The 19,281-nt window shown below is 73.8% G+C and carries 24 protein-coding genes and 1 pseudogene; 10 read left to right on the plus strand and 15 right to left on the minus strand.

Annotation, left to right across the window (positions count from 1 at the left end; genetic code table 11):
* Positions 1-47: 47 nt before the first annotated feature.
* Positions 48-773 (minus strand): SAM-dependent methyltransferase, encoded by a 726-nt coding sequence (locus tag ACRAKH_RS24230; RefSeq protein WP_380727994.1) that lies wholly within the window; start codon positions 771-773, stop codon positions 48-50.
* A 115-nt stretch (positions 774-888) separates the two neighbouring features.
* Positions 889-2,208, minus strand: a complete 1,320-nt coding sequence (locus ACRAKH_RS24235; protein ID WP_447009983.1) for a replication-associated recombination protein A — start codon at positions 2,206-2,208, stop codon at positions 889-891.
* A 117-nt stretch (positions 2,209-2,325) separates the two neighbouring features.
* Here ACRAKH_RS24235 and ACRAKH_RS24240 point away from each other — a divergent pair, with 117 nt between their 5' ends.
* Genes ACRAKH_RS24240 through ACRAKH_RS24255 form a run of 4 tightly spaced genes read left to right on the plus strand, consistent with a single transcriptional unit; the run spans position 2,326 to position 4,647 of the window.
* Positions 2,326-3,114 (plus strand): type VII secretion target, encoded by a 789-nt coding sequence (locus tag ACRAKH_RS24240; RefSeq protein WP_380727990.1) that lies wholly within the window; start codon positions 2,326-2,328, stop codon positions 3,112-3,114.
* Positions 3,114-4,133, plus strand: a complete 1,020-nt coding sequence (locus ACRAKH_RS24245) for a CHAP domain-containing protein (RefSeq protein WP_447009309.1) — start codon at positions 3,114-3,116, stop codon at positions 4,131-4,133. The genes ACRAKH_RS24240 and ACRAKH_RS24245 overlap by 1 nt, the downstream gene beginning before the upstream one ends.
* Positions 4,130-4,408, plus strand: coding sequence for a YbaB/EbfC family DNA-binding protein (locus tag ACRAKH_RS24250; protein WP_380727986.1), 279 nt, complete (start codon positions 4,130-4,132; stop codon positions 4,406-4,408). The genes ACRAKH_RS24245 and ACRAKH_RS24250 overlap by 4 nt, the downstream gene beginning before the upstream one ends.
* Positions 4,396-4,647, plus strand: coding sequence for a hypothetical protein (locus ACRAKH_RS24255; RefSeq protein ID WP_380727984.1), 252 nt, complete (start codon positions 4,396-4,398; stop codon positions 4,645-4,647). The genes ACRAKH_RS24250 and ACRAKH_RS24255 overlap by 13 nt, the downstream gene beginning before the upstream one ends.
* A gap of 72 nt (positions 4,648-4,719) precedes the next feature.
* On the opposite strand, the gene ACRAKH_RS24260 is transcribed toward ACRAKH_RS24255, so the two are convergent.
* From ACRAKH_RS24260 to ACRAKH_RS24275, 4 genes are all read right to left on the minus strand, one after another.
* Positions 4,720-5,145, minus strand: a complete 426-nt coding sequence (locus tag ACRAKH_RS24260) for a YbaB/EbfC family nucleoid-associated protein (protein ID WP_447009310.1) — start codon at positions 5,143-5,145, stop codon at positions 4,720-4,722.
* Positions 5,145-6,122: a hypothetical protein gene (locus tag ACRAKH_RS24265; RefSeq protein WP_380730090.1), complete on the minus strand. Its 978-nt coding sequence runs from the start codon at positions 6,120-6,122 to the stop codon at positions 5,145-5,147. The genes ACRAKH_RS24260 and ACRAKH_RS24265 overlap by 1 nt, the downstream gene beginning before the upstream one ends.
* Positions 6,119-6,442 carry a hypothetical protein gene (locus tag ACRAKH_RS24270; RefSeq protein WP_380730092.1) on the minus strand — a complete coding sequence of 108 codons (324 nt, stop codon included), beginning with the start codon at positions 6,440-6,442 and terminating at the stop codon, positions 6,119-6,121. Before ACRAKH_RS24270 ends, ACRAKH_RS24265 begins: the two co-directional genes overlap by 4 nt.
* A gap of 73 nt (positions 6,443-6,515) precedes the next feature.
* Positions 6,516-7,274 (minus strand): ESX secretion-associated protein EspG, encoded by a 759-nt coding sequence (locus ACRAKH_RS24275; RefSeq protein ID WP_380730095.1) that lies wholly within the window; start codon positions 7,272-7,274, stop codon positions 6,516-6,518.
* Between the two features lie 72 nt (positions 7,275-7,346).
* Here ACRAKH_RS24275 and ACRAKH_RS24280 point away from each other — a divergent pair, with 72 nt between their 5' ends.
* On the plus strand, positions 7,347-8,099 hold the full coding sequence (locus tag ACRAKH_RS24280; protein ID WP_380730097.1) for a helix-turn-helix transcriptional regulator: 753 nt from the start codon (positions 7,347-7,349) through the stop codon (positions 8,097-8,099).
* Here ACRAKH_RS24280 and ACRAKH_RS24285 read toward each other — a convergent pair.
* From ACRAKH_RS24285 to ACRAKH_RS24305, 5 genes are read right to left on the minus strand one after another with little or no spacing between them, the layout of a single operon-like run.
* Positions 8,026-8,562, minus strand: coding sequence for a hypothetical protein (locus ACRAKH_RS24285; RefSeq protein WP_380730099.1), 537 nt, complete (start codon positions 8,560-8,562; stop codon positions 8,026-8,028). The genes ACRAKH_RS24280 and ACRAKH_RS24285 overlap by 74 nt on opposite strands.
* 29 nt (positions 8,563-8,591) lie before the next feature.
* Positions 8,592-9,230, minus strand: coding sequence for a hypothetical protein (locus ACRAKH_RS24290; RefSeq protein WP_447009311.1), 639 nt, complete (start codon positions 9,228-9,230; stop codon positions 8,592-8,594).
* On the minus strand, positions 9,223-9,489 hold the full coding sequence (locus ACRAKH_RS24295) for a hypothetical protein (protein ID WP_447009312.1): 267 nt from the start codon (positions 9,487-9,489) through the stop codon (positions 9,223-9,225). The genes ACRAKH_RS24290 and ACRAKH_RS24295 overlap by 8 nt, the downstream gene beginning before the upstream one ends.
* Entirely contained in the window at positions 9,486-10,682 is a 1,197-nt protein-coding gene (locus ACRAKH_RS24300; protein ID WP_447009313.1) for a PPE domain-containing protein, read from the minus strand. The genes ACRAKH_RS24295 and ACRAKH_RS24300 overlap by 4 nt, the downstream gene beginning before the upstream one ends.
* Entirely contained in the window at positions 10,679-11,137 is a 459-nt protein-coding gene (locus ACRAKH_RS24305) for a hypothetical protein (protein WP_380730401.1), read from the minus strand. The genes ACRAKH_RS24300 and ACRAKH_RS24305 overlap by 4 nt, the downstream gene beginning before the upstream one ends.
* Before the next feature lie 125 nt (positions 11,138-11,262).
* Here ACRAKH_RS24305 and ACRAKH_RS24310 point away from each other — a divergent pair, with 125 nt between their 5' ends.
* From ACRAKH_RS24310 to ACRAKH_RS24325, 4 genes are all read left to right on the plus strand, one after another.
* Positions 11,263-11,868 (plus strand): uridine kinase, encoded by a 606-nt coding sequence (locus ACRAKH_RS24310; RefSeq protein ID WP_380730399.1) that lies wholly within the window; start codon positions 11,263-11,265, stop codon positions 11,866-11,868.
* Positions 11,869-11,898: 30 nt separating this feature from the next.
* A complete protein-coding gene (locus tag ACRAKH_RS24315; protein WP_380730397.1) occupies positions 11,899-12,354 on the plus strand; it encodes an SRPBCC family protein in 456 nt (151 codons plus the stop codon).
* 48 nt (positions 12,355-12,402) lie between these two features.
* Positions 12,403-12,828 (plus strand): MFS transporter, encoded by a 426-nt coding sequence (locus ACRAKH_RS24320; protein WP_447009314.1) that lies wholly within the window; start codon positions 12,403-12,405, stop codon positions 12,826-12,828.
* A 140-nt stretch (positions 12,829-12,968) separates the two neighbouring features.
* Positions 12,969-14,099 (plus strand): lytic polysaccharide monooxygenase, encoded by a 1,131-nt coding sequence (locus ACRAKH_RS24325; protein ID WP_380727284.1) that lies wholly within the window; start codon positions 12,969-12,971, stop codon positions 14,097-14,099.
* A 24-nt stretch (positions 14,100-14,123) separates the two neighbouring features.
* Here the strand turns inward: ACRAKH_RS24325 and ACRAKH_RS24330 are convergent, their stop codons facing one another.
* The 4 genes and pseudogenes from ACRAKH_RS24330 to ACRAKH_RS24345 all read right to left on the minus strand — a co-directional run bounded on the left by ACRAKH_RS24330 (position 14,124) and on the right by ACRAKH_RS24345 (position 16,551).
* Complete coding sequence (locus ACRAKH_RS24330; RefSeq protein WP_380727304.1) at positions 14,124-14,900, minus strand: energy-coupling factor ABC transporter ATP-binding protein; 777 nt, start codon at positions 14,898-14,900, stop codon at positions 14,124-14,126.
* A 63-nt stretch (positions 14,901-14,963) separates the two neighbouring features.
* Positions 14,964-15,554, minus strand: a pseudogene (locus tag ACRAKH_RS24335) (energy-coupling factor transporter transmembrane component T family protein); the annotation flags it as partial.
* Positions 15,551-15,865 carry a PDGLE domain-containing protein gene (locus tag ACRAKH_RS24340; protein ID WP_380727286.1) on the minus strand — a complete coding sequence of 105 codons (315 nt, stop codon included), beginning with the start codon at positions 15,863-15,865 and terminating at the stop codon, positions 15,551-15,553. The pseudogene ACRAKH_RS24335 and the gene ACRAKH_RS24340, both read right to left, overlap by 4 nt.
* A complete protein-coding gene (locus ACRAKH_RS24345) occupies positions 15,862-16,551 on the minus strand; it encodes an energy-coupling factor ABC transporter permease (protein WP_380727288.1) in 690 nt (229 codons plus the stop codon). Before ACRAKH_RS24345 ends, ACRAKH_RS24340 begins: the two co-directional genes overlap by 4 nt.
* 212 nt (positions 16,552-16,763) lie before the next feature.
* Here ACRAKH_RS24345 and ACRAKH_RS24350 point away from each other — a divergent pair, with 212 nt between their 5' ends.
* Positions 16,764-19,247, plus strand: a complete 2,484-nt coding sequence (locus ACRAKH_RS24350) for a DEAD/DEAH box helicase (protein ID WP_380727290.1) — start codon at positions 16,764-16,766, stop codon at positions 19,245-19,247.
* The last annotated feature ends 34 nt before the right edge of the window (positions 19,248-19,281 follow it).

A 19,281-nucleotide genomic window follows, 5' to 3' on the forward strand; every position in this document is an offset into this window, starting at 1 on the left:
TCGGCCGCCTCGCCCGGTATCCCCGGCCGGGCGAGGCGGCCGGAGTCCTAGAGGCGGGCCAGGGTGAGGTAGGCGAAGCCGAAGTGCCCGCGGTAGCCGTGGAGCCAGCCGTCGCGGTGGTCGTCGACGACGCGGCGGGTCTCGGCGGCGTCCGGGTGGTCCGGGTTCGCGAGCAGCCAGCGCTCCCGGGCGGCGCACCAGCGCGACTCGAAGCTGTCCCACTCGTCGGCGTTGGCGGTGGCCAGGTTGAGCAGGCGGTAACCGCGGGCCATCGCCAGGTCGACCAGCTCGGCGAAGGTGCCGAACTCCCCGTCGCCGAAGATCTCGACCGACCGCGCGTTCGGCGGCCGCTCCCAGAAGCCGTCGCCGAGCAGGAGCGTGCCGCCGGGCCGGACGCGGTCGCGCAGGGCGTCCAGCGTCTCCGCCGTGCCGCCCCACGCGTGGGACGCGCCCATGCTGATGGCCACGTCCGCGGGCTCGGCCTGCCACGTGGTGACGTCGGCCAGCTCCAGCGTGACGCGGGACCCCAGCCCCCTGGCCTCGACGTTCGCCCGGCCGCGCGCGATGGCGTGGTCGTCGCTGTCGACCCCGAGGCCGCGCGCGTTCGGCTCGTGCTCCACCGCCCGGAGCAGGAACTCGGCCCAGCCGCAGCCGTAGTCGACCACGGTGGCGCCCGCGCCCAGGTGGAGGCTGCCGATCAGCTCGTGCGCCTTCCCGTCGGAGAGCGGCGAGTTGAAGTCGAGGTAGGTGTGACCGTTGAGCGGGGCGTCCATCCGGCCATGATCGCCTCTTCGCGGTCTCGGGCATAACCGATTTCGCCGCGGTCGCGCAGCGCGCTCCGACAGCCCACGTGCCGGACGTCGTCTCCGGGCGAACACCCCCGACGGGCTACTCCTGACCGCGGACGACCTTGCGGAGCTTCGGGAGCCGTTCCGCGATCACGCGCTCGGCGCCGCGGCCGGTGGGCTCGTAGTAGTCGCGTCCCACCAGGTCGTCCGGCGGGTACTGCTGGGTCAGCACGCCCTCCGGCACGTCGTGCGGGTAGCGGTAGCCCCGGGCGTTGCCGAGCTTCGCCGCGCCCGCGTAGTGGCCGTCGCGCAGGTGCGCGGGCACGGAGCCGATCGCGCCCTTGCGCACGTCGGACATGGCCTCGCCGATCGCGGTCGTCACGGCGTTCGACTTGGGCGCGGTGGCGAGGTGGATGGTGGCCTGGGCGAGGTTCAGGGCGCACTCGGGAAGGCCGATGAGCTGCACGGCCTGGGCGGCGGCCACGCAGGTCTGCAACGCGGTCGGGTCGGCCATGCCGACGTCCTCGCTGGCGTGGATCACCAGCCGCCGGGCGATGAACCTCGGGTCCTCCCCCGCCTCGATCATCCGGGCCAGGTAGTGCAGCGCGGCGTCGACGTCGGAACCGCGGATCGACTTGATGAACGCGCTGGTCACGTCGTAGTGCTGGTCGCCCTGGCGGTCGTAGCGGACGGCGGCCTTGTCGACCGTCGCCTCCAGCGTCGCCAGGTCGAGCACCCCGCCCGGGCCGACCGAGTCGGCCGCGGCCTCCAGCGCCGTCAACGCGCGCCGGGCGTCGCCGCCGGCCAGCCGCACCAGGTGGTCCTCGGCGTCCGGCTCCACGGTGACCGAGCCGCCGAGGCCGCGTTCGTCGGCGACGGCGCGCTTGACCAGCACGCGCACCGCGTCGTCGGTCAACGGGCGCAGCTGCAGCACCAGCGACCGCGACAGCAGCGGCGAGACGACGGAGAAGAACGGGTTCTCCGTGGTCGCCGCGACGAGCAGCACGATCCGGTCCTCCACCGCGCCGAGCAGGGCGTCCTGCTGGGTCTTGGAGAACCGGTGCACCTCGTCGATGAACAGCACGGTCGACTCGCCGGAGCGGACCAGGCGGCGGCGGGCCTCCTCGATGACCGCGCGCACCTCCTTCACGCCCGCCGACAACGCGGACAGGGCGGCGAACCGTCGGCCGGTGGCCTGCGACACGAGCGTGGCGAGGGTCGTCTTGCCGGTGCCGGGAGGGCCGTAGAGCATGACCGAGGCGGGCGACGAGCCCTCGACCAGCCTGCGCAGCGGCGCGCCGGGACCGAGCAGGTGGTCCTGCCCCACGACCTCGTCCAGGGTGCGCGGGCGCATCCGCACGGCCAGCGGCGCGTTGGCGGCGATGCGCGCGGCCTTCTCCTCCGGGTCGACGCCGAACAAGCCCTGGTCGAACAGCCCTTCGTTCACGTGTTCGACTGTAGCTCGCCCGTGCACAACCGCTGTCCGAGCGTGCAACGCCGGTTCCGCCGCAGGTCACCTCCGGTGCAGGGTGGCGGCATGAGCAGGCTGAGCCCGGAGCAGATCGCCCGGCACGCGCACGACGCGGGGTTCCGCGGGCAGGACTTGACGATCGCGGTGGCGGTCGCGCTGGCCGAGTCCGGCGGTGACCCCCGTGCGCACAACGCCACCCCGCCGGACAACTCCTACGGGCTGTGGCAGGTCAACATGCTGGGCTCGCTGGGCCCGGCGCGGCTGCGCGAGTTCGGGCTGGACTCGAACCGGGAGCTGTTCGACCCGGCGGTGAACGCGCGGGCCGCCAACCGGATCTCCGGCGACGGCCGGTCGTGGACGCCGTGGACCACGTACACGAGCGGCGCCTACAAGCGGCACCTGGACGAGGCGCGGCGGGGCGTCGAGGCGATGAAGCGCGGCGGGTCGCGGGGCGGCTCGGGTGGCGGCGGGGGTGGCGGCTCGCGCGGCGGTGGTCCCCGCGGCGGCGGCTCCGGGGGCGGCGGGTTCTCCGTCGACGTGGGCGTGCTGCGCGACTACGCCCGGCGGACCCGGAACACGGCCGACGAGCTGACCGCCCTCGGACGGCGGCACGTGCGCGAGGTGCGGGAGATCGCCGACGACAGCTTCGGGCGGATCGGCAGGCAGTCCGGGTTCGCCGACGCGCTGGACAACTTCGGCGCGGCGCTGCGCAAGCAGGTCAAGGCCGTCGCGCACAACACCGACGCGCTGGCCACGTCCGCCGGCCGCTCGGCCAGGGCCTACCGGGACCAGGACGACGACACGGCCCGCTCGCTCGGCGGCGGACGCCTCATCAGCGGTGGAGGGGAAGGGTAGTGGACACCCGAGCGATGGCCCGGCACTTCGCCGAGAGCATGATCGGCCACCGGAACTCGTTGGCGGGCAAGGTGGAGGACGCGGTGAAGGCGCAGTACGCGCTGCACCAGACCGCGTCCGCGCTCACCGACCGGCACGAGGACCAGCACAAGGCCGCCCGGACCGTGCTGGAGCACTGGAAGGGCGACAACTCCGAGGGTTTCGAGAAGCGGTCCGGCCGGCTCGGCCGGCAGCTGCGCGTCACCGCCGACGCGGCGCGCGACGCGGAGAAGATCGTCGCCGGCGTGTCGAGCGCGCTGGCCACCGGGCACGCGCGGGCGCGGCAGGCCGTGGACGAGTACCTCGACCAGGCCGTGCGGCTGCTGGACGCCGGGGTGGCCGTCGGCACGCGGGCCGCGCTGCTGAAGGCCGTCGCGGCGGCGGCCGACCTGGAACCCCGGTACACCAAGGAGACCACGGCGACCGTGCGGCAGGTGCGGGCCGAGCTGGAGGACGCCGCCCGCAAGCTGCGCGCGCTGGAGAAGGACGTCGAGCACGACGGCGTCGCGGACGGCCGCCCGGACCGCGCCCGGGGCCGCACCCGCCCGTCCAACGTCCGCGCCCGGGGCCGGTCCCGCACGATCATCTCGGCGGCCCGGCGCGAGCTGGGCACCCGCGAGAACCCGCCCGGCAGCAACCGCAACCCGTACGGGCCGACGGCGGCGTGGTGCTCGTCGTTCACCACGGCGATGTGGCGCAAGGCCGGGGTGGACATCCCGATCCTGCCGTTCACCGGCGACGTGTACCGGTGGGGGCAGCGGCGCGGCAAGGCGTACACGAACCTGAGCGCCGCGAAGCCCGGTGACGTGCTGCTGTTCGGCAGCGGGCCGAGCAGCCCGTCCACCAGCACGCACATCGGGATCGTGGAGAAGGTCTCGAACGGGACGGTGACGTTGATCGAGGGCAACTCGGGCGACAGCGTGCGGCGCAACACGCACAAGCTCAGCTCGGCCACGTTCTACGGCGGGGTGCACCCGTGATCACGGCGCACGCGCAGGACCCGGACCGGGGCATCTCGGTGGAGGTCGGTCCCGGCGGCGGGCTGCGGGACCTGGTGCTGGACGCCCGGTCGCTGCGGCTGGGGCCGTCGGGGTTGGCGAACGCGATCCTGGGCCTGGTCGACACGGCGACGGCGCGGGCGAACGCGCGGGCCCGGTACGCGGTGGGCGACGACGTGGCGGCGCTCGGGCTGGACGTGGAGGCGAAGCTGGTGGAGTCGGTGGAGGAGACCACTCCCGAGACGTGGCGGGTGTGATGGGGCTCGGTGAGCGGTTGGACGCGGTGCGGCGGACGGCTTCGGCGTCGGGCGTGGCGGTGGTGGTCGACCTGCACGGCAAGCTGGTCGACCTGTCCTTCACGCGGGAGGCGCTGGACCTGCCGCCCGGACGGCTCGCGGCGATCGTGCGGGAGCTGGCCGAGGAGGCCGCGGCGGCGGCGTTGGCGGAAGGGCTGGCGGTGGTGGGCGAGGTCGTGCCGGCGGAAGCCTTGGGTTGACGTTCCGGAGTGGTGACGTGGGGCCGGGTGCCGGGGCGGTACTGCGGCGTGATGACGCGGGCGGGGTCCGCGTCACCACGCGTCTTCCGACAGCTTCGGCTGGTGCACCGGCTCCTCGTCCGCCGGGCGGGGCGGCGCGGCCGGCGCGGCGGCCACGTGCGGCGGCTCCGGCAGCCAGTCGGGCAGCTCGTCGATCACCCCGGCGTCGACCAGCAGCGCGAAGTGGTTGCGCACCTCGGCGCGCGCCCGCGCGGCGGCCCGCTGGACGGCGGCGGTGACCTGCGCGGCCAACGCCGCGTGGTCGCGCCGCGCCGGCCCCAGTTCCAGCGACGTCAGCATCCCCGTCGAGTCGACCACGGCCCGGACCGACCCGTCGGGCGACGTCGCCGTGCCGGTGATCTCGCGCGACCGGGCCACCGCCTCCGCCATGACCTTCGCCGAGTTCCGCCGCAGCGCGCGCACCTGCTGCTCGCGGAACTCGTCCTCGAAGCCGGACATCAGCCCAGTCGGGCCGAGATGGTCGACGGTCCGGCCTCCCGCGCCCGCTCCTCCTTCTCGTCCAGCCACCGCTCGACGCCGGGCGTGGTGTGCTCGGGTTCCAGGTACCCCTTGGGGTTGTGGTCGAACGTGCCCACGTCCAGCGGCGACGACGGCGGCGCGGGCCGCACCTGGTTCAGGTCGGAGAGCTTGTCGGCGACCTCGGTCTTGATCGCCCGCGTGAGGCGGTCCTCGAACTCGCGGCACGCCGCCAGGTACCGGTGGGCGATGTCGGCGAACTCCTCGCCCTCCAGCGACTCCTTCGCCGCCTCCGCGCCCACGTCGGCGATCGCGCCGCCCACCGCCGCGACGAACGTCCCGCCGATGCCGCCGACCGGCGCGGTGACGATCGCGAGCGCCGCGCCCGCGAGCGCGCCGATCGCCGTGAACAGGATCTTCTGGTTGGACGCGCGGTCGTCCTCCACCTTCTGGCGCAGGGCGTCGACGAACTGGTCGGCGAGCCTCAGCCAGTCGTCGCGGGCCGACTTGACGATGCCGCCGTACGCGAGCAGCACGGCGGCCAGCCTCTCCGCCGCGTCGCGCTCGTCGTTGACGTAGTCCATGAGCGCGCCGCCGTACTTGGCGCACGCCTCCTGCGCCGAGCCGGTCCAGTTGCGGAAGGCGTTGGCGCAGCCGACCTGGAACTCCTCCATGCCGTTGTCGATCTCGCGGCTGTTGCGCACCAGCGCCTCGTACACCGCGCCGATCTCGTCCAGCGGCTGGCCGGTGAGCAGCATGGGCACCCGGAAGAAGTCCTCGTACGCCACGCCCGGCACCGGCAGCCCTTGGAGCACCTGCCGCTGCCGTTCCATCGGGTCGGCCGACTCGACGGCCAGGTACGACACCCAGCCGTGCAGCACGACGAGCAGGGGGTAGAGGCCCCGCTGCGCCTCGGTGAACGCCGGGTCCAGGTCGTACTCGAAGACGCTCCCGCTCACGGCCGCCCCCGGAACCCGTCCGCGTTGGCCTCCTCGACCGAGCGGTAGGTGCGCACGACGTCTTCCAGCGCCTCGCGGAACTCCTCCAGCGACCGCACGGCCGCGCGCTGGCTCTCCACCAGCGCGGTGCTCGCCGCCGCGTACAGCGGGACGAGCGCCAGGGCGCCGGGCATGAGGCCGCCGCCCATCAGCGCGGCCGGGTGGTGGTCTTCGATCTTCTCGACGTCCTCCACCAGGCGGGTGAAGCGCTCCACCGCCGGCACGATGTTGTGGCGGAGGCCGTTCTCCAGGTCGGCCAGATCGGTCTGGAAATCACTCATCCGGTTCCCCCTCGGTCCACTCGCAGGCTAGCGAGTGTGACGTGGGTCGCTCCGGGTTTTGGGCGAACCGACCTCAGTCGGAGCCGGCCAGCAGCGCGGACACGTGCCGCGTCAGCCACGCGGTGTCGGCCGGGGACAGGTGGACCCACTCGGTGCCGAACGACCGCTCGGTGGTCAACGCGTACCGGCCCGCACTGGTGTCGGTCCAGCTGAGCACGCGGGACCGGCCGGCGGGCCCGGTGGCGGCGAGCTGGCCGGTCGCCTGGCGCGGCGAGTCCACGAGCGTGGTGATCGCCCTGGTGGCGCGGCCGGTGATGCCCGCCTGCGCCAGGGTGCGCTCCATCGCGCCGTGACCGGACGTCGCGTACGCGTCCACGGCGGCCGAGAACACCGACCGCGGCAGGCGCAGCTGCTCGCCGGGACCGGCCGGCGCGTCGCCGATGACCCGCGTGATCGCCGCCGTCACGTCGGTGATGGGTTCCAGCGCCACCTCGCGGTCGTTGAGGACGGCGAGCACGCCGCGCCGGCCGCGGGCGGTGGCGAGCACCCGCCACGGTTGCGGGCGGAACACCAGGGCGTCCACGGAGACCACGCCGTGCGAGAGGAGGCCGAAGAGGTCTTCCAGCTCCGGTGAGACGTCGTCGCCGTCGGCCAGGCCCGCCTCGGTCAGCGAGCGCAGCACCTCCGCGCCCAGCGCGTCCCGGTCGGCCACCGTCTCGCCGTGCGACGGCACCTCCAGCGGGTACGGCGGCTCGCCGGTGCCCAGGTCCTCCCACAGCAGGTCGAACTCCAGGTGGGACAGGACGACCGCGGTCGCCGAACGTCGCGCCATGTGCCGAAAGGTAGCGCGTGCCGGCCGCCGACGAGGGCGGGTCGGCGCGGTCCGCCGGCTAGGCTGCCGACCGTGGACGTCACCGACGGGTTCCTCACCGTGCGGGCTTCCGGCGCGGCGGCGGCCAAAGCCGGGCTCAGCGGGGGTGCGGCCACGCCGGAGCACCTCCAGCTGGTGCTGCGCTGCGCCGTGCCCGACGACGTGCCCGGCGCCGGGACCGCGCTTCGGTTTCCCGACTGCTCGCTGCACGTCCTGCCGGTGGGCGTGGTGGTGCTGACCGTCGCGGAGGCCCGGCTGACGGTCGGGTTCGGCGAGCTGAAGCCGCTGATGTTCCAGCCGGTTCCGGTCGACGCGGCGCTGCGGTCGCTGGTCTCCGGCGCGGTGGCGCACGTGCTCGCCGCGGCGCCCGTGCTCGACCCGCACGGCTCGGCGCACCACCTGCTCGGCCTGGCCGAACTGGTGCTGCGCAGCGCGTTGCGGGCCGAGCTGGCGCGGGTCGGGTCGATGGCGGCACGGCGGCGCGAGGCGTTGGAGTACATGCGCGAGCACCTGGCGGACCCGACGTTGAGCGCCGACCGGGTCGCCGAGGCGCTGTTCATCTCCCGACGCCGCCTCTACCAGCTGTTCGACGACGGGCAGGGCGTGTCCGAGCGCATCCGCGGCCTGCGGATCGACCGGGCGAAGGCGTTGCTGGCCGATCCGGCGAAGGCCGCGCGGGGCATCGGGGAGATCGCGAAGGACTGCGGTTTCGTCAGCGCCGCGCACTTCTCCCGGACGTTCCGTCAGGTCGTCGGGCGGACGCCGAGCGAGTTCCGAGGTCGCTGAACACCATCCCGGACACGAACCGGCCCGCGACGCCCGACACGTCGAGCCAGCCGCGCCCGGTCGGCGAGTGCAGCGTGAACACGGCGATCCGCGGGTGGTCCGGATCGGTCACCACGACCTGCAGCTGGGCGCCCGGCCCGGTCACCGGGACGCGTTCCACGATCACCACCGGGTAGCCGGTCGCCGTCTCGCCCGTGGTGACGTCGCGGATCTCCGGGCCGTCGAGGTGGAAGCCCAGCTCGCCGGGGTCGGTCGGCCGGTCGACCGGCACCACGCCCGCCAGCAGGAGCGCCGGGTCGGCGTCCGGGTGCTCGACCACGGCCAGCAGGCCCGCGCCGTGCCGGTGCGCCAGCTCCGCGGCCTGCGTGGCGGACACCTCCAGCCCCGGGTCGTGGGTGCCCTTCAGCCGCCGCAGCACGGCGAGGAGTTCCGCCGCGGTGCGCTCAGGCGTGCCTAGTGCCACCGGGGTCACCCCCGGCACGGGAGCGAGTCTCACCCCAGGCCCGCCCGGAACGCCGCCGCCGCGCCCCTGGTGGACGCCTGCCGGGGTGGGCCGAGCAGCACGGACGCCAGCTCGGCGGTGAGGGACGACAGGCCCGTCAGCGTGTCGGCGATCGCGGTCGACGGCTCCTCGGCGCGCAGCCGTTCGGCGACCCGCCTCGCCTCCGCGCGGTGGTCGCGCTCCAACAGCCGGGCCTCCTCCAGCACGTCGTCCAGTTGTCGGCGCAGCTCGTCGTGCCGCGCCACGGCCCGCCGGTGCGCCTCGCCGTCCGCGGCGGTGAAGCTCGCCATCGCCGCGGTCCGGTCGACCTCGTCGGCGGCGTCGGCGAGCGCGCGCCGCACGGCGAGGGCGCGCCGGTCCAGCTCCTCGGCCCGCCGCTGGTTGCCCAACAGCGTGGTGGCCCAGCCGTCGAGCACCTCGGCCGCCGCCCGCATCGCGCGCCGCACCGCCGTCAGCTCCGACACCGCCGCCTCCCACCGCGCACCGAACCCCTCCGCCGCCGCGCCCGTCCACCCGTCGGGCGGCGCGCCGGGAACGGTGAACGCGACCGCGCACCGCTCGCTCGCCGCCGCCACCGCGCCCGCGTTGCCGGGCACGGGGTCGAACCCCAGGCCGCGGTAGTCAGTCATGGCGAAGCTCGTCGGCCCGCCGGTACGTCTCGGCCACCGCGCGCAGCCCGTCCGCGACCGCGTCCAGCTCCACGCCGCGCAGCGCCCGCGCCCACTCGGCGACCAGCAGCTCCACGGCCTCCGTGACGCCCTCCGGGCCGAGGTCGCCCACCGGGACGTCCACAGTGGACGCCGCGGCGCGCGCCTCGTCGGCCGCCTCCGCCGCCCTCCCGGCGAACGCGGTCAGCTCGTCCGGGTCGACGCGGTAGCCGTCGCTCATTCCCCGAGCACCGGCGGGAACGCGGGCGGCAGGTCGTCCAGCAGGTCGAGGCCGCTGTCGTAGCGGTTGCGGTGCTCGCCGTCCTCCTCGCGGTTGCCCGGCGCCATCGGCGGGTACATGCCGAAGCCCTGCGGACCTCCCGCGCCGACGGCCGGGCCGACCCCGCCGCGGGCCGCCGCGCCGCCCGGCACCGCGCCGAGCACCCCGGTGCCGCCGCCCGGTCCGACCGGGCCGAACGAGCCGCCGCCGTAGCCGCCGGGCCCGCCGTGGACACCGCCGGGCGCGCCACCGGGCATGCCGCCGGGAACGCCGCCGGGAACGCCACCGTGCGCGCCGTAGCCGCCGGGCACGTTGACCGCGCCGGGAACGCCGGCCGGGACACCGGCCGCCGCCACGGACGTCGTGCCGTCCGACGACGTGTCGGGCACGGGCGTGGGCGTAGGCGTGGGCGTGGGCCACGGCACGGGTGACGGGTGAGGCGCGGGGTGGGGCAGGGGCGTCTGCGGCACCGGCCGGTGGTCCGGCTCGATCCGGGCCACCTCCGGCGCGTGCTCGAACGTCGGCAGCCGGGTGTGCACGCCGCGGCTGGCGTCCTCGTACTCCTCCATCACCCGCACGGCCTCCGCCATCGCGGCCCGCTGCTCCGCCTTGGACGGCATGTGGTCGTCCAGCAGCTGGTCCAGCATGTACGCGCCCTGCGGCCCGTCCAACGTGGTGACGTCGTACCCGTCGCGGAACCACCGCTCGGCGTCCGGGTGCACGGGCTCCGGCATGCGCTGCGCGGCCTCCTGCACCGCCCACGTGTAGGCGTCGAGCCCTCCGCCCACGGTGTACGCGCGCCCCGACGTCTCCCGCGCCCACTCGGCGAGGCGTTCCGCCGACTCCGCCGCCAGCACCGCCGACGGCCCGCGCCACGACGTCGCCAGCTCCTGCACGATCCGCCGCGCCTCGGCGGTCGCCTGGTCGATCTCGTCCGCCAGCTTCTTCCACGCGTGGGTGCGGTCGGCCATCCGCGCGGTGTCCGCGGACTTCACCATGTCCCACAGCTGCCGGTGGGTGTACGCCCGCCAGTTGATCTTGCCGAAGTTCTCCGGCCGCCGGTTGGCGGCCTGCTGCTTGAGCCTCCGCTTCTCACGTCGGAGCGCCGCGGCCGAGGGCCGGTGCGAATCGGAGTGCGCGCCGCGTCCGCTCATAGCCGCCTCAAGTCCTGTTCCGCCTGCTCGTCCACGCTCTTCTGGGTGTCGCTGACCTGCTCCAGCGCGTCGCGCATCACCTGCAGCTCCACCAGGTACGACTGGAGGGCCGACTGGACGCCGCCACCCAGGTCGCCGGCCCGCAACCCGAACGCCTTGCGCATGTGCCGCGCCACGGGGCCCTTGCCGTCGCCCAACGGCTGCTCCAGGTCGGCGGTCCGCACCAGCAACCGCGCGAGCGTGGCGTGCAGCTCGGCCAGCCGGGTCTCCGCCCTGGTGAACTCGTCGAGGTCCAGCTCGATCCGGTCGCCGCCCTCGGCGACCACACCGGCCGGACCCACGCCGGTCGGCGGCGCGACCGCGGGCGCCGACGCACCCCGCGGACGCTCGCGCTCGTCCCGCAGCTCTTCGCGCATCCGCCTGGCGTCCTCGACGCCGCGCACCCTGACGACCATGCCCCACATCGTGGTGGTCACGCGCGCGCGTGACCAGACCGGGTGCACAGCCGGAGCAGAGGCCGTGCACGATCGGGCAAGGCGGTGCGCCGGATCGGACCGCTCCTGTGCGAAAATCGTCCCCCGTGCCGTCATCTCCCGTTCACGCGCGCGCCGTGCTGCTCGCCGGTCCTTCCGGCTCGGGCAAGTCCACCCTCGCCGCCGGCTGGGGCCTCCCCGTGCTGCGGCTGGACGACTTCTACCGCGAGGGCGACGACCCGCTGCTCCCGCGTGACGACACCGGCCGCCCCGACTGGGACGCCGAGGACTCGTGGAACACCGCCGACGCGCTCGCCGCCGTGGTCGCGCTCGCCACCACCGGCACCGTCGAGGCGCCGGTCTACGCGCTCGGCGAGGACCGGCGGGTCGGCAGCCGCACGGTGACCGCGCCGGGCCTGTTCGTCGCCGAAGGCCTGTTCGCGGACCGGCTGGTGGCGGGCTGCCGCGAGGCGGGCGTGCTGGCCGACGCGATCGTGCTCGCCCCGAACGCGGTGCTGACGTTCGCCCGGCGGTTCGCCCGGGACGTGGCGGAGGCGCGCAAGCCGGTGCCGCTGCTGGCCCGGCGCGGCCTGCGCCTGCTGCGCGAGCACTCCGCCGTGGTGCGCCGCTGCGTCGACGCCGGCATGCGGCCGGTCGCGCCGCACCGCGCCGAGGCGCCCACGATCGGTGGCAGGGCCGCCGCGGCGGTGTAGCCGGGACGTGCCGGGGGTACTGCTGCCGGCATGGCTGAGTTCGAGCGTGAGCAGACGATCCCGGTGGACGCGCGGACGGTCTTCGACCTGGCGCGGGACGTGACGGCGATGGACGCGTGGCTGCCGGACGGCCTGCAGGTCGAGCCGAGCGGCCCGGAGCGCGGCGAGGGCGTGGAACCGGCCGACGGCACGGAACGGGTCACCGGGCGCGTGTCGATGGGCGACGAGATCGACGAGGCGGAGGGCTACCTGGCCGCCGACGTCGAGCAGCGCCGGCTGGAGTGGGGCGACCTGGAGGACGGCGGCTACTCGGGCTGGCTCCAGGTGGACGAGGACGGTCCCGACCGCAGCCGCGTGGTGCTGCACCTGGACGTGCGGGGCGACCACCCGCAGGCCGTCGACGGCGAGGCGCACGAGATCACGGACGAGCACCTGGCGCAGGCCCTCGAACGCCTGGCCGCGCTCGCCACGGAGAGCGTTACGTGAGCCATTTCACCTGACCAACAGGCTTGAACCGGAAAAACGGCGCTTAGGGTGAGCGCCGTTCACCCGGGCACGTCCCACGTCCAGCTCGACACCGCGGACGGCATGCGCGGCCGGCTGCTGGCGCTGAACTCGGCCGTCGGCGCGGCGGCGGGCGCGGTCGGCGCGCCGCTGCTCGGCTGGCTGTGCGAGCGGATCGGCGCGCCGGAGACGCTGGTGCTCGCGGGCGTGCTCACGCTGCTGGTGACGGTGTTCGCGGCGTCCGTGCTGGCCGCGCCGCGGCACCGCCGGGCCGCGCTGGCGCAGCGGGTGCTGCGGCGTCCGCACCGGCCGGCCGGGCTCGCGGGCCACCCGCACCAGCCGGCGCCGCCCGCCGGCCACCCGCACGGCCCCTCCCCCTCACACGGTCCGGCGCACCCGCACGGACCAGCGCGGACCCGGAACCTCCGCAGGCGGCCGGCCCGCGTCCGGGTGTAGGCGACCGCGTCCGTAGGGCCGAAGGCGTTGCGCCCTATGGACGCACTGCGTAACGGCCCATTCACAGACCGACGCGGGCGCGGCTACAGTCACACCGTTCCTGGGAGCGCTCCCAGAACCTCAACGAGGAGGTGAACGACGTGACGGCCCGACGATGGATCGCGCTGGCCGCGGCCGGTGTGGCCGGCCTGCTGATCGCGACGCTCGTGAACGTGATCAGCCCGACCACGGCGTCCGCACACGGCGCCATGATGAAGCCGGGCAGCCGGACCTTCCTGTGCTGGCAGGACGGACTGACCCCGCAGGGCAACATCCAGCCGATCAACCCCGCGTGCAACGCGGCGGTGACGGCGGGTGGGACCAACGCCCTCTACAACTGGTTCGGCGTGCTGAGGTCCGACGGCGCCGGTCGCACCACCGGGTTCATCCCGGACGGCAAGCTGTGCAGCGGCGGCAACCCGACCTTCTCCGGGTTCGACATCGCCCGTGACGACTACCCGGTGACCCACCTGACCGCCGGGGCGAGCTTCGGGTTCTCCTACAACAAGTGGGCCGCCCACCCGGGCACGTTCCACCTGTACGTGACCAAGGACAGCTGGAGCCCGACCCGTCCGCTGGCGTGGAGCGACCTGGAGAGCACGCCGTTCCACAGCGTGACCAACCCGCCGAACAGCGGCGCGGTCGGCACGGTCGAGGGCCAGTACTACTGGAACGCGAACCTGCCGACGGGCAAGTCGGGCCGCCACATCATCTACTCGGTGTGGACCCGCTCGGACAGCGCGGAGACGTTCTACAACTGCTCCGACGTCGTGTTCGACGGCGGCCGGGGCGAGGTCACGGGCGTCGGTCGCGGTGGCAACACGACCACCACCACGACGACCACGACGACCACCACGTCGACCACCACCAGCACCACGTCGACGACCCCGACCAGCACGACCACCACGACCCCGACCACCCCGGGCGACGCGAACTGCATGGCGATCTACAAGATCACCAGTGCGTGGTCGGGCGGCTTCCAGGCCGAGGTCGAGATCATGAACCACAGCAAGAGCCCGTACAACGGCTGGACCGCGAACTGGACGTGGGCCGGCAACCAGACGATCAACAGCCTGTGGAGCGGCGTCAAGTCCGGCTCCGGCTCTCAGGTGATCGTCAAGAACGCGGCGTGGAACGGCACGGTGGGCGTCGAGCAGTCGGTGAAGTTCGGCTTCACGGCCACCTACTCCGGCGCCAACTCGCTGCCCACGGTCACCTGCACCAGCCCGTGACCAGGGGTTAGCCGCAGGACCAGCTCAGTCGAGGCGGAAGCCGAACGGGAGCTCCAGCCGGTGCCGGGCCAGCAGCCCGGTGTCGGCCAGGAGCTCCCGCGTCGGTCCGTCCGCCACCACGACACCGCCGTCGATCAGCACGCTGCGCGGGCACAGCTGCAAGGCGTAGGGCAGGTCGTGGGTGACCATGAGCATGGTGCGGTCCAGCGCCAGCAGCACTTCGGCCAGCTCTCGGCGGGCCACCGGTTCCAGGTTCGCCGAGGGCTCGTCGAGCACGAGGATCTCGGGGTCGCAGGCCAGCACGGTGGCCAGCGCGACCCGCCGGCGCTGCCCGCCCGACAGGTGCAGCGGCGACCGGTCGGCGAACCCGGCCATGCCGACCGCGGCCAGCGCCCGGTCCACCCGCTCGTCCAGCTCCGCGCCGCGCAGGCCGAAGTTCGCGGGGCCGAACGCCACGTCCTGCCGCGCCGTGGGCAGGAACAGCTGGTCGTCGGGATCCTGGAAGACCACGCCGACGCGGCGGCGTATCTCCTTCAGGTTCGCCTTCTCCACCGGCAGCCCGGCCACCTCCACCCGGCCCGAGCCACCGCCCAGCACACCGTTGAGGTGCAGCGCGAACGTCGTCTTGCCCGCGCCGTTGGGGCCGAGGACGGCGACGCGCTCCCCGCGCCGCACCGTCAGGTCGATGCCGAAGAGGGCCTGGTGGCCGTCCGGGTACGCGAACGCCAGCCGCTCCACCACGAGCGCGGGCGCGGTCCGCTGTGGCTCGACCACCGCACTCCCCCCGGTCCCGTCGGGCATCCGGCCCGTCCAGCCGCGCGACACCATCGCCAGGTGCACCCTCTCACCGCGTTCGTAGGAGCGGATGAACAGGCTGCCGATGCCGCGGGCCGTCGCGCCGGCCTGCCAGAGGAACCGCGGGTCGTCGCCGCGGGAGATCCGCGCCACCCGCATCCGCCTGGCCTCGCCGACGATCACCTCGGCGTAGCGCAGCATCAAGGTGGCGATGGTGACCAGCACCGACGGCATGCGCAGCCGCTGCAGGCCGAGCAGGAGGTCCTGCGGGGCCGTGGTGGCGGCGAGCGTCAGGGACGTGAGCAGGCCGAGCGTGCCCTTGGCCAGGATGTTCCACCCGGCCAGGGCGCCCTCCTCGGAGACGGACACGCCCAGCACGTCGACCCGGTCCCCGCCGCCGGTGAACGGCAGCACCAGGGCCAGCAGCACGAACGGCGCCTCGATCACGGACCGCGCGGCGAACCACCGCACCGGGACGCGGGCGACCGCCCACACCGCCGTGAGCGCGAGCAGGTACGCGCCGAACGCCCAGAACGCCTCGCGCGGCGTGGCCACCACGCAGAGCACCGCCACCACCGTGGCGACGATCTTGGTCTGCGGCGCGAGGCGGTGCACCGGCGAGTCGCCCGGCCGGTGCAGGAAGCCGTGGCCCGCGCTCACGTCGCGTCGGGCGGGCCGGCCTTCGCGTCCGCCTCGACGGGCCGCTTGCGCAGCAGCCGGAACAACCCGCCCGCGACGACCAGCGTGAGCACGACGCCCAGCACGCCCGCGACGCCGGTGAACCGGTCGTCGCCCGCCACCGCGTAGTCCGCCAGCGGCCACCCGCCCAACGGGTGGTCCTGCGCGTGCTCGGCGATGCCGTGCTGCTCGGTGACGTGGTCGAGCCCGTCCGGGTCCGAGTCGGCGAAGTAGGAGAAGACGCCCGCCAGCACCAGGCTGACCACCGCGAACCCCAGGAAGAAGCGCTTCACGCCTTCAGCTCCAGCTTCTGCGGCACGCCGCGCAGCAGGTACACCAGGTCCGGCCGGGCCGACGCGACCGCCGTCACGGTGACCGCGGTGATCACGCCCTCGCCGACGCCGATCAGCACGTGGACGCCGAGCACCGCGGCGGCGACCGTGCCGAACGCCACGCCGCCCTGGCCGCCGATCGCGTACTCCAGCACGAAGCCGAACGACGCCAGCACCGTGTTCACCAGGGCCGACACGAACGCGACGGCGGCCAACCCGCCCTTGCCGCGGGTGGCGAGCCGCCGCAGCGCCAGCGCCGTCAGGTAGCCGACCGCCGTGCCGATCAGGGCCATGTTGGTGACGTTCGCGCCGAGCGCGGTGACGCCGCCGTCGGCGAAGAAGAGTGACTGGACGACCAGCACGATCGTCACGCACAGCGCGCCGACCCACGGTCCGACCAGGATGGCGGCCAGGGCGCCGCCCAGCAGGTGCCCGCTCACGCCGGGCAGCACCGGGAAGTTGAGCATCTGGGTGGCGAACACGAACGCGGCGACGAGCCCCGCCATCGGGGCGGTCCTGTCGTCGAGGTCGCCGCGGGCCTTGGCCAGCGCGACGCCCACCCCCGCCACCGCGACCGCCACGAACAGCAGCGAGGTCGGCGCGTTCAGCAGGCCGTCGCTCATGTGCATTGCAACCGGATCGGACACGGGGCCCACGCTAGTTGCCCAGCATCCGTTGTGGCCAGCTCCCTGCAACAACGAAAGAGGTGCAGTTGAGTGATCTTCACCCTGTTGGCGGCACGGCCCGGCGTCGCGCCGACCGGGGGTCCTCCACGTGCCGGCGGCGCGCCGGCCCACCCGGACCGGCCTGACCTGGGCGAGCGGGGCTCACTCCGCGTTACCACTATGCTCTGCCTGCGATGACTCTCACCGACCGGTTGCCGGCTTCCCCCGATCCCGACCTCCTCTTCGACACCTTCGCCGAGTGGGCGCAGGAGCGGGGGCTGTCGCTGTACCCGGCGCAGCAGGAGGCGTTGATCGAGATCGTCTCCGGCTCGAACGTCATCCTCAGCACGCCCACCGGCTCGGGCAAGAGCCTGGTCGCCATCGGCGCCCACTTCGCCGCGATGGCGGACGGCAAGAGGACCTTCTACACCGCGCCCATCAAGGCCCTGGTGTCGGAGAAGTTCTTCGCCCTGATCGAGACGTTCGGCGCCGAGAACGTCGGCATGATGACCGGCGACGCGAGCGTCAACGAGACCGCGCCGATCATCTGCTGCACGGCCGAGATCCTGGCCAACATCGCGTTGCGCGACGGCACGCGGGCCGACGTCGGCCAGGTCGTCATGGACGAGTTCCACTTCTACTCGGAGCCCGACCGCGGCTGGGCGTGGCAGGTGCCGCTGATCGAGCTGCCGCAGGCGCAGTTCCTGCTCATGTCGGCGACGCTCGGCGACGTCACGTTCTTCGAGAAGGACCTGACCCGCCGCACCGGCCGCACGACGAGCGTGGTGCGCTCCGCCGAACGCCCGGTGCCGCTGAACTTCCAGTACGTCACCACACCGCTGCACGAGACGATCGAAGAGCTGCTGCACGGCCGCGAGGCGCCGGTCTACGTCGTCCACTTCACCCAGGCGTCGGCGCTGGAACGCGCCCAGTCGCTGATGAGCGTGAACGTCGCCACCCGCGCCGAGAAGGACGCCATCGCGGCCATGATCGGGCGCTTCCGCTTCACGTCGGGGTTCGGCAAGACCCTGTCCCGGCTGGTGCGGCACGGCATCGGGGTGCACCACGCGGGCATGCTGCCGAAGTACCGGCGGCTGGTGGAGCAGCTGGCGCAGGCCGGCCTGCTGAAGGTCATCTGCGGCACGGACACGCTCGGCGTGGGCATCAACGTGCCGATCCGCACGGTCGTGTTCACCGCGCTGTCGAAGTACGACGGGCAGCGCACCCGCCACCTGAAGGCGCGCGAGTTCCACCAGATCGCCGGACGGGCGGGCCGCGCGGGCTACGACACCGTCGGCACGGTCGTGGTGCAGGCGCCGGACCACGTGGTGGAGAACGAGAAGGCGCTGGCCAAGGCGGGCGACGACCCGAAGAAGCGGCGCAAGGTGGTGCGCAAGAAGGCGCCCGAGGGTTTCGTGTCGTGGAGCGACCAGACGTTCGAGCGGCTGAAGAACGCCGAGCCGGAGCCGCTGACGTCGAGCTTCCAGGTAAGCCACGCCATGCTGCTGAACGTGATCGGCCGGCCGGGCAACGCGTTCGCCGCCATGCGGCACCTGCTGGAGGACAACCACGAGGAGCGCCCCGCGCAGCGCCGGCACATCCTGCGGGCCATCCAGATGTACCGGGGCCTGCTGGCGGCGGGCGTGGTGGAGCGGCAGGGCGACGACATCCGGCTCACCGTGGACCTCCAGGTGAACTTCGCGCTGAACCAGCCGCTGTCGCCGTTCGCGCTGGCCGCGATCGAGCTGCTGGACCGCGAGTCGCCGTCGTACCCGCTGGACGTGCTGTCGGTCGTGGAGTCCACTTTGGACGACCCGCGCCAGGTGCTGTCCGCGCAGGAGCACAAGGCGCGCGGCGAGGCCATCGGCGCGATGAAGTCCGAGGGCATCGAGTACGACCAGCGGATGGAGCTGCTGGACGAGGTGACGTACCCGAAGCCGCTCGCCGAGCTGCTGGAGGCCGCGTTCACCACGTACCGGCGCGGGCACCCGTGGGTCGCCGACCACCACCTGTCGCCGAAGTCCGTGGTGCGGGACATGTTCGAGCGCGCCATGACGTTCACCGAGTACGTCTCGTACTACCAGCTGGCGCGGTCGGAGGGCCTGGTGCTGCGGTACCTGGCCGACGCGTACAAGGCGTTGCGGCAGACCGTGCCCGAGGACGCGAAGACCGAGGAGCTGAGCGACCTGCAGGAGTGGCTGGGCGAGCTGGTCCGCCAGGTCGACTCCAGCCTGCTCGACGAGTGGGAGAAGCTGCGCAACCCCACCGAGGAGGCCGTGGACGCGTCCCTGGGCGACAGCCCGCCCGCGGTCACCGGAAACGTCCGCGCGTTCCGGGTGCTGGTGCGCAACGCGCTGTTCCGGCGCGTGGAGCTGGCGGCCCGGCGCGACTACTACGAGCTGGGACAGCTGGACGGCGACGCCGGCTGGACCGCCGAGGAGTGGCAGGACGCGCTGGAGCCGTACTTCGAGGAGCACGACGAGATCGGCATGGGCCCGGACGCGCGCGGCCCGGCGCTGCTCGTGATCACGCAGGAACCGGGGCTGTGGCGGGTGCGGCAGGTCCTCGACGACCCGGCGAAGGACCACGACTGGGGCTTCACCGCCGAGGTCGACCTGGCCGAGTCGGACGAGATCGGCACGGCCGCCGTGCGGATCACCGAAGTCGGCCGGCTCTGACGTGCCTGGAGTCCATCCGGTGGTACTCCGCCGG

The sequence above is a fragment of the Saccharothrix hoggarensis genome, assembly GCF_052936025.1.